This window comes from Aurantimonas sp. 22II-16-19i (genome assembly GCF_002088275.1).
In the GTDB taxonomy this organism is placed as follows: Bacteria; Pseudomonadota; Alphaproteobacteria; order Rhizobiales; family Rhizobiaceae; genus Jiella.
Genome location: NZ_AQQS01000040.1, coordinates 47,826 through 54,636, shown reverse-complemented (window position 1 = coordinate 54,636; position 6,811 = coordinate 47,826). Strand labels below are relative to the sequence as shown.

Genomic DNA, 6,811 nt, shown 5'->3' with positions numbered 1-6,811 from the left:
CTCTTAATCAGCGGGTCGTAGGTTCGATCCCTACATCACCCACCATTCCTTTCAGGCGGTTGGCCTGAAGCATCCTCGCGATCCTCGATCCGTCAGGACGCTTGTGACCGCCTCCCGTAGAGTGCGGTCCGAAGATGAGGCTTCTCATTCCTGAGCCATTGCTCTGAGCGCATCGGCGATGCGAGCGGCCCGTCCGCGATCACGCGTCGATGATGACGCGTGCGGGCCTCGGCTCGGCCATTATCGGCCCGCGCCTCGGACCAACTATGATTCTCGCGCCACCTACACCCGCTTTAAGAACCCGTCCGGCGAGGCGGTGATCATCAGCTTGGTCTCGATCGTCTTGTCGGTGGCAAAGCGCAGCGGCGCGCCGTCGCGGCCCGTGGCGCCGTCCGTCTCCAGCATGGCGAGATAGGCCCAGACGGCGGTCTTCGGATTGTCGCCCTTGCCCCAGGGGCGGTCGCCGCACATGTCGGCCGGCAGGTCCTCGACGCCGGTGTCCCAGACGACGCAGTAGGAGCCCCTGGAGGTCAGCGGGGCGTAGAGCTTTAATTCTTCGAGGACGTGGTCATGGGTGTGGTTGGAATCCAGGAACACCATGATCCTGTCGTAGCCCTCGGCATGGGCGAAGATCTGGTCGGCCACCGCCGGATCGATGGACGAGCCTTCCAGGAGATGCAGCTTGTGGCGCATCGGATGCGCATCGAGGGCCGAGCGGTTGTGGGCGCGGATGTCGATATCGACGCCGACGACCTTGCGCCGGCTGGCGGCGGGATCGAGCGTCGATCCGGCTTCCACTGCGTCGCAATAGTCGAGCATCGCCAGCATCGAGGCGCTCATCACCAAGGAGCCGCCATGGGCGATGCCGGTCTCGATGACGAGGTCCGGGCGGCACGCCCAGATCAGCTCCTGGATCGCGTAGGTGTCCTGCGGCACCTGGATGATCGGGCGGCCGAGCCAGGTGAAGTTCTGGGCGTAGTTGTGCCGGATCGATTCGCGCACCCAGACCTCGGAGAGACCGCGGAAGCCACTGTCGGATCCGGCGCCCTCGATGTTGCCGGCGACGTAGCGGCGGAACTGTTCGACGGGATCGTTCTCGTTCATGGGGTCCTGTCCGATGGCTGGTCTGCGCAAGAGGCGTAGAGGACGGTTTCGAGAAGGCTTGCCGTATGATGGCGCAGCCGGAGCCGATAGTCGCCCGAAAGCTCGGCGATGGCGGCCGGAATGTCGAGGAAATCCTCCATCCGGTGATAGAGGCTGATGGCGAGTTTCGGCCGATGGGTGGCGATAGTGCGCGCCGCGCCGCGCAGCAGGGCGAGTTCCATGCCCTCGACGTCGGCCTTGAGGAAGGTCACCTTCGCGCCGCCGAGAGCTTCGTCCAGCGGCACCACCGCGACGCCCTCGCCGTCGCCGCCCGCAGGCGCCACCAGCGCGTTGCTGGTCGGCATCGCCGGGTCGGCGGCAATCCCGAGCGTCTCGCTCGCCGCCCCGACGCCGGCGTTGAACAAGGCCACGTCGCTCCTCGCAAAGCCCCACCGCGCGGCCAGCAGCTCGACGTTGCCGGCGAGGGCGGCGAAGGTCGCGGGCGTCGGCTCGAAGGCGAAGATCCTCTCGAACCGGCCTTCATGGGCCTCGAGAAAGGCTGCGATCGTGTCGCCGTCATGGGCACCGGCATCAACGAAGATCTCACGCGCCAGGCGGGCCTCTGCCGGAAAATGGAAATACTGGTCCGGCGACACGATGGCGGCGAGCGGCGCGGCGTCGCCCGTCAGCATCGCCAGAAGCAGTCGGTCGAACACCATGCGGGACTGCGGCTCGTCGAAGAAGCGCTCGCGCACGGCCAGAAACCGGCCGAGATGCCGCGCGACGAAGAAGGCGTCGTAGGACAGATGCAGGATGCCTCGTCCGACGAGCTGGCGCGACAGCACCGGCACCACGTGGCGCGCGGTGATCAGCACGAAGCCGTGCTCCGACGGCCGGTAGTCGTCCAGCGACAGGACCGGCAGCCCGGCCTGGCGCGTGCCGACCTTGCGCGGGTCGTTGTCGAAGAAGGCGGCCGGCCGGCGGTTTTCGTCCTGAAGGCTCGCCGCGGCATGCCGTCCGTGAAAGCCGCAGCCGAGGAGGCTGAGCCGGTCGGCGCCGAGGGCCGCCGCGACGGCGGCGGAGCGTTGCGCCACCTCGCGCTCGATCTCCGGCCACAGGTCCGGCGCGGCATCCTCGAGAAGGGGGAGAGGGGGCGCGGCATCGCCCGCCGGCAAGAGCGTGGTCATCGCATCCGCTCCTTCGGGATGGCGTAGAGCACCGCCCCGGTGCCGCAATGGCTGTGCGTGCGCATCAGGACGGCGTAGCCGTCGAGGTTGCGCATCAGGTACAGCGGCGTCTCGAGAAGACCCGCCGCGTCGTGATAGACCGTCAGCATGAGGATCGGCCGGTGCCGCCGGACGCTCGTCATCGCGCCTTTCAGCGCTGCGAGCTCGCCGCCCTCCAGATGCAGCTTGATCACCGTCGGCTCGAGGCCGAGGGCGTCGATCGTCGTGGCGTCCCGCTCGCATTGTCCACTCGCCGCGATCTGCGAGGCATAGCCGAGGCCTGCGTGAAAGCGGCAGCGCCCGGATTTCTCGGCAAGGACCGCGTCGATGATCGTGACCCGCTCGCTGAGCGCTGCAGGCCAGGTTTCCCTTGCCGCATGCAGCGCCGTGAGGCTGGCGGGATCCGGCTCGACCGCCCAGAGTTTCGCCAGCCGCTCCCCCAGCGCAGCATGAAACGCCGGCACCAGCTCGCCCCGATGGGCGCCGGCGTCGAGGACGCGCTCGCCGGGTCGGAACGCCGCGAGGGTCCCGGGGATGAAGAAGCGGTCGCCCGTCGTCACCGGCGCTGTGGGAAAATCCCACTCCTGCCGGCACAGCCGCCAGACGGCAAAGCGCAGGTAGTGGGCGCGGGAGGCATCGTCCGCAAGGCCCGCGAGCACCTCGCTTGCCCGGCCGAGTGCGGCCTCGTCCATCCTCTCGGCGAACCAGCCGTTGGACAGCGGGTGGCGGTCGCGAAATCCCTCGGCGACATCGTAGAAGGGCACGACCTGCCCCCAACCCGCGGCAAGCAGCGCGGCGCGCAGCGGCACGAAGGGCGTCGTCACCACCGAGACGGCGAGCAGCGCATCCGCCTTGGTCTTGGCCGGAACGTCGGCCGGATCCCGAACGTCGAGCCCAGCCCAAGCATCGCTGTCCCTGTGAGCCGCGGCATTCCCGTCGACGACGCCTGAAATCTCCTGGCCGACGACACCGAGATGCGCCCGGGCGAGGCGGCCGAGATTGCCGGCGCCGTAGAGCCACAGGGGCCTGCCATCCAGTCGGACCGGCCCGCCCGCCGGCGCATGGCCGTTCGCTTCGCAGAGGAGCGCGAAGGCGTCCTGCGCGACCGGCATGGCCGGGAGCGTCCGGGCGGTCGCGCCATGCGCAAGAACGGCGTCCATCTTCGATCGTCCGATGCCAGAATTCTTAGCGCTTATGGCGGGTCAGACTCGCGCAAACCTTGCGGCCGAGGGTGCGGGCGGAACGGGAGGGCGCGCGGTGCTTCCCGAAGGAAGGATCCGGCCACCGATCATGCCCCAACCGAAGACCGCGGACAAACGCGTCCTCCTCACCGGCGCCACCGGCTTCGTCGGCCGCCACATTCACCGGGCCCTCGTGGCCGAGGGCCACGCCGTGCGGGTGCTGATCCGGCCCGGCTCGAACGCCCGGCTCGTCGCTCCCGCCGACGTCGTCGAGACCGCCGATCTCTTTGCCGAAACCCCTGCAGCGCTGGAGCGCGCCTGCCAGGGCATCGACACCCTCGTTCACGCCGCCTGGTATGTCGAGCCCGGGCGCTATCTCGAAGCGGCGGAGAATCTGGCCTGCCTCTCCGGCAGCCTGACGCTCGCTTGCGCCGCCGCGCGTGCCGGCATCGGCCATGTCGTCGGCCTCGGCACCTGCTTCGAATATGCCCTGCCGTCGGAGCGTCTGACGGTTGCTTCGCCGCTCGGGCCGACGACGCTCTATGCGACCGCGAAGCTGGCGCTCCAAACGACCCTCGCGCGCCACCTCGCCAATGAGGGCATCGGCTTTTCCTGGGCCCGCCTCTTCTACCTTTATGGCGAGGGCGAGCATCCGTCCCGCCTGGTGCCGCATGTGCGGGCCGCGCTCGCCGCCGGCCAGCCGGCGAAGCTCTCCGCCGGCACGCAGCTGCGCGACTTCCTCGACGTCCAGGTTGCCGGCGGGATGATCGCGCGGATCGTGTCGGGTGAACAGGCTGGCGCAATCAACGTCTGTTCAGGTCGCGCCGTCACGCTGCGGGCGTTCGTCGAGGCGATCGCCGACGAGACCGGCCAGCGCGATCTGCTGGACTTCGGATCGGCGCCCGCAAGGGCAACCGATCCTGCCGCCGTCGTCGGCGTGCCGAACCTTGCGCCGCAATAGACCGAAAGAGCTGCCCGCGATGAAAGCCGAGATCAAGCCGCGCATCAATCTCGAGGGCCGCACCCGGCTCGAAACGGTGATCCCGCTGGCAACGCCCTTCGTGGTCTTCGTCGATCCGGCCAGCGCCTGCAATTTCCAGTGCTCGTTCTGCCCGACCGGCCATCGCGACATGATCCGCGATACGGGTCGGTATCAGGGCGCGATGAAATACGACCTGTTCCAGAAGATCGTCGACGACCTCGGCGCCTTCGAGAGCCCGATCAAGGTGCTGCGGCTCTACAAGGACGGCGAGCCCTTCCTCAACAAGCGCCTCGCCGACATGATCGCCTATGCCAAGGCGAGCGGCCATGTGGAATACATCGACACCACCACCAACGGCACCTTCATCACGCCGGAACGGCTCGGCCCGGTGATCGAGGCCGGCCTCGACAAGATCAACATCTCCGTCGACGGCATGACCCGCGAGCAGTACAGCCGCTTCACCAAGACCGACTTCGACTTCGAAGGGTTCGTGAAAAACGTCCGCTGGCTCTACGAGAACAAGGGCCAGTGCGAGGTGGTGGTGAAGATCCCCGGCGAACTGATCACCGAGGCCCAGCGCCAGGAATTCTACGACACCTTCGGTGACCACTGCGACCGCATCTTCATCGAGAACTTCGCGCCCTGCTGGCCGGAATTCGACATCGAGGCCCATACCGGCGTCAAGATCCAGGGCGGCATCTACCAGCAGGATGTCGGCGATACGGATACTTGCCCGTATATCTTCTACGGCTACTCGGTGAATGCCGACGGTCTCGTCAGCTCCTGCTTTCTCGACTGGGAGCGCAAGCTGGTGATCGGCGACGCGCGTCGGCAGTCGATGAAGGATATCTGGACCTCCGACAAGATGAACGCCCTGCGGCTGCAGCATCTGGAAGGCAAGCGCTGCGAGAACGCCGTCTGCGGCGGCTGCGGCCAGCTCACCCACTGCCTGCCCGACAACATCGACCCGTATCGCGAGACCCTGCTCGCGCGCTTCCGCGACGTCGTCCGTCCCGACGCCTCGGTGCCGGCGCCGGGCGGCCTCAGGCGCCTGCCGGAAGCTGCCGAGTAGTCGCCGATGCACGTCACGCATCTCGCGCCGCATCTCGGCGGCGGGGTCGGCAAGGCCCATGCGGCGCTGGCCGAGGCCCGGCGGGAACAGGGGAACGCCGAGCAGCATCGCTTCGTTCTCCTCGAGACGCCGCAGGACGGACGTTTTGCCGATCAGATCCTGGCGACCGGCGCAGAGGTGATCGTCCAGCCGGCGCCGGACGCGCTGCGCCGCCTCGTCGCCGCGGCTGACATCCTGCAGGTCGAGTGGTGGAGCCATCCCCGGCTCTACGAATGCCTCGCGCGGGCCGAACTGCCGCCCCATCGGCTGCTGCTGTGGACCCACGTCTCGGGCCTCGCGCCGCCGGTCATCCCGGCCGACCTCGTTGCCCTGGCCAGGGTCACGGCCTTCACCTCCGCCTGCTCCTTCGAGGCGGCGAACCTCAAGCCACTGATCGCCGCCCGCCCGCAGGCCTTCGCGGTGGCCAATTCCGGCTTCGGTTTCGATGCCATACCCAAGCGCCCGAGCGTAGCCGGACAGCCGCTGCGCTTCGGCCTCGTCGGCACGCTCGACTTCGCCAAGCTCCACCCCCGCTTCTTCGACGCCATCGACGGCGCGGCCTGCGACATCGGCGTCCGGCTATTCGGCCATTGCGATCCCGGCGGCGCGGTCGCGGCGCGGGCCGCGGCGATGCGGCAGCCGTCGCGGGTCATGTTCGAGGGGCACACCGACGATCCGGCCGCGGCCCTCGCCGGGCTCGACGTCTTCGTCCATCTCCTCGCACCCGGCCACTACGGCACCGGCGAGAACGCCCTTATCGAGGCGATGTCCCTCGGCCTCTGCCCGCTCGTCCTCGACAATCCGGCCGAACGGGCGATCGTGACCCACCAGGAAACCGGGATCGTCGCTGCGAGCATCGCCGAGGCCGCCGGCTGGCTGGACTGGATGGCCGGGCATCCCGGCGCTGTCGCCAGCCTCGGCGCCGAGGCGGCGCGGCGGGTGGCGCGCACCCACAGGCCGGCGGCGAGCCTTAGCGTCTTCCGGGACATCCAGACCCGAGCCATGGCCGCGCCGAAGCGTGCGCGCGACTATGCCGGAGCGCTCGGCGACACGCCTGCCGCCTGGTTCGCGGCGAGCCTCGGCGGGGTGTCAGCCACGGGGCCGGGCGAGGCCGTACCGGGCGCGGGTTCGCTGTTCGCCGCGACGCCCGCCAAGGGCAGTCTCGCCCATTTCCGCCGCTGCTTCCCGGACGATGCCGCGCTCCTTGCCCTTGCCCGCGGCGACTGAG

6 protein-coding genes are annotated in these 6,811 nt (G+C 68.8%); 3 read left to right on the top strand and 3 right to left on the bottom strand.

Going from position 1 to position 6,811, the window contains the following annotated elements:
- Window positions 1–282 precede the first annotated feature (282 nt).
- Genes ATO4_RS23125 through ATO4_RS23115 form a run of 3 tightly spaced genes read right to left on the bottom strand, consistent with a single transcriptional unit; the run spans window position 283 to window position 3,469 of the window.
- On the bottom strand, window positions 283–1,104 hold the full coding sequence (locus ATO4_RS23125; protein ID WP_083594134.1) for a cephalosporin hydroxylase family protein: 822 nt from the start codon (window positions 1,102–1,104) through the stop codon (window positions 283–285).
- Entirely contained in the window at window positions 1,101–2,270 is a 1,170-nt protein-coding gene (locus ATO4_RS23120; protein WP_083594133.1) for an FkbM family methyltransferase, read from the bottom strand. Before ATO4_RS23120 ends, ATO4_RS23125 begins: the two co-directional genes overlap by 4 nt.
- Entirely contained in the window at window positions 2,267–3,469 is a 1,203-nt protein-coding gene (locus tag ATO4_RS23115; protein WP_083594132.1) for an FkbM family methyltransferase, read from the bottom strand. Before ATO4_RS23115 ends, ATO4_RS23120 begins: the two co-directional genes overlap by 4 nt.
- A 130-nt stretch (window positions 3,470–3,599) precedes the next feature.
- Here ATO4_RS23115 and ATO4_RS23110 point away from each other — a divergent pair, with 130 nt between their 5' ends.
- Genes ATO4_RS23110 through ATO4_RS23100 form a run of 3 tightly spaced genes read left to right on the top strand, consistent with a single transcriptional unit; the run spans window position 3,600 to window position 6,810 of the window.
- Window positions 3,600–4,451 carry an NAD(P)-dependent oxidoreductase gene (locus ATO4_RS23110; protein WP_083594131.1) on the top strand — a complete coding sequence of 284 codons (852 nt, stop codon included), beginning with the start codon at window positions 3,600–3,602 and terminating at the stop codon, window positions 4,449–4,451.
- A 19-nt stretch (window positions 4,452–4,470) separates the two neighbouring features.
- Window positions 4,471–5,544, top strand: coding sequence for a radical SAM protein (locus ATO4_RS23105; RefSeq protein ID WP_083594130.1), 1,074 nt, complete (start codon window positions 4,471–4,473; stop codon window positions 5,542–5,544).
- A 6-nt stretch (window positions 5,545–5,550) separates the two neighbouring features.
- Window positions 5,551–6,810, top strand: coding sequence for a glycosyltransferase (locus ATO4_RS23100; RefSeq protein ID WP_083594129.1), 1,260 nt, complete (start codon window positions 5,551–5,553; stop codon window positions 6,808–6,810).
- Window position 6,811: the final 1 nt, after the last annotated feature.

Excerpts from the sequence above, each read along its gene's own strand:
- ATO4_RS23125 (WP_083594134.1), bottom strand. The coding sequence starts at position 1,104 with ATGAACGAGAACGATCCCGTCGAACAGTTCCGCCGCTACGTCGCCGGC.
- ATO4_RS23120 (WP_083594133.1), bottom strand. The coding sequence starts at position 2,270 with ATGACCACGCTCTTGCCGGCGGGCGATGCCGCGCCCCCTCTCCCCCTT.
- ATO4_RS23115 (WP_083594132.1), bottom strand. The coding sequence starts at position 3,469 with ATGGACGCCGTTCTTGCGCATGGCGCGACCGCCCGGACGCTCCCGGCC.
- ATO4_RS23110 (WP_083594131.1), top strand. The coding sequence starts at position 3,600 with ATGCCCCAACCGAAGACCGCGGACAAACGCGTCCTCCTCACCGGCGCC.
- ATO4_RS23105 (WP_083594130.1), top strand. The coding sequence starts at position 4,471 with ATGAAAGCCGAGATCAAGCCGCGCATCAATCTCGAGGGCCGCACCCGG.
- ATO4_RS23100 (WP_083594129.1), top strand. The coding sequence starts at position 5,551 with ATGCACGTCACGCATCTCGCGCCGCATCTCGGCGGCGGGGTCGGCAAG.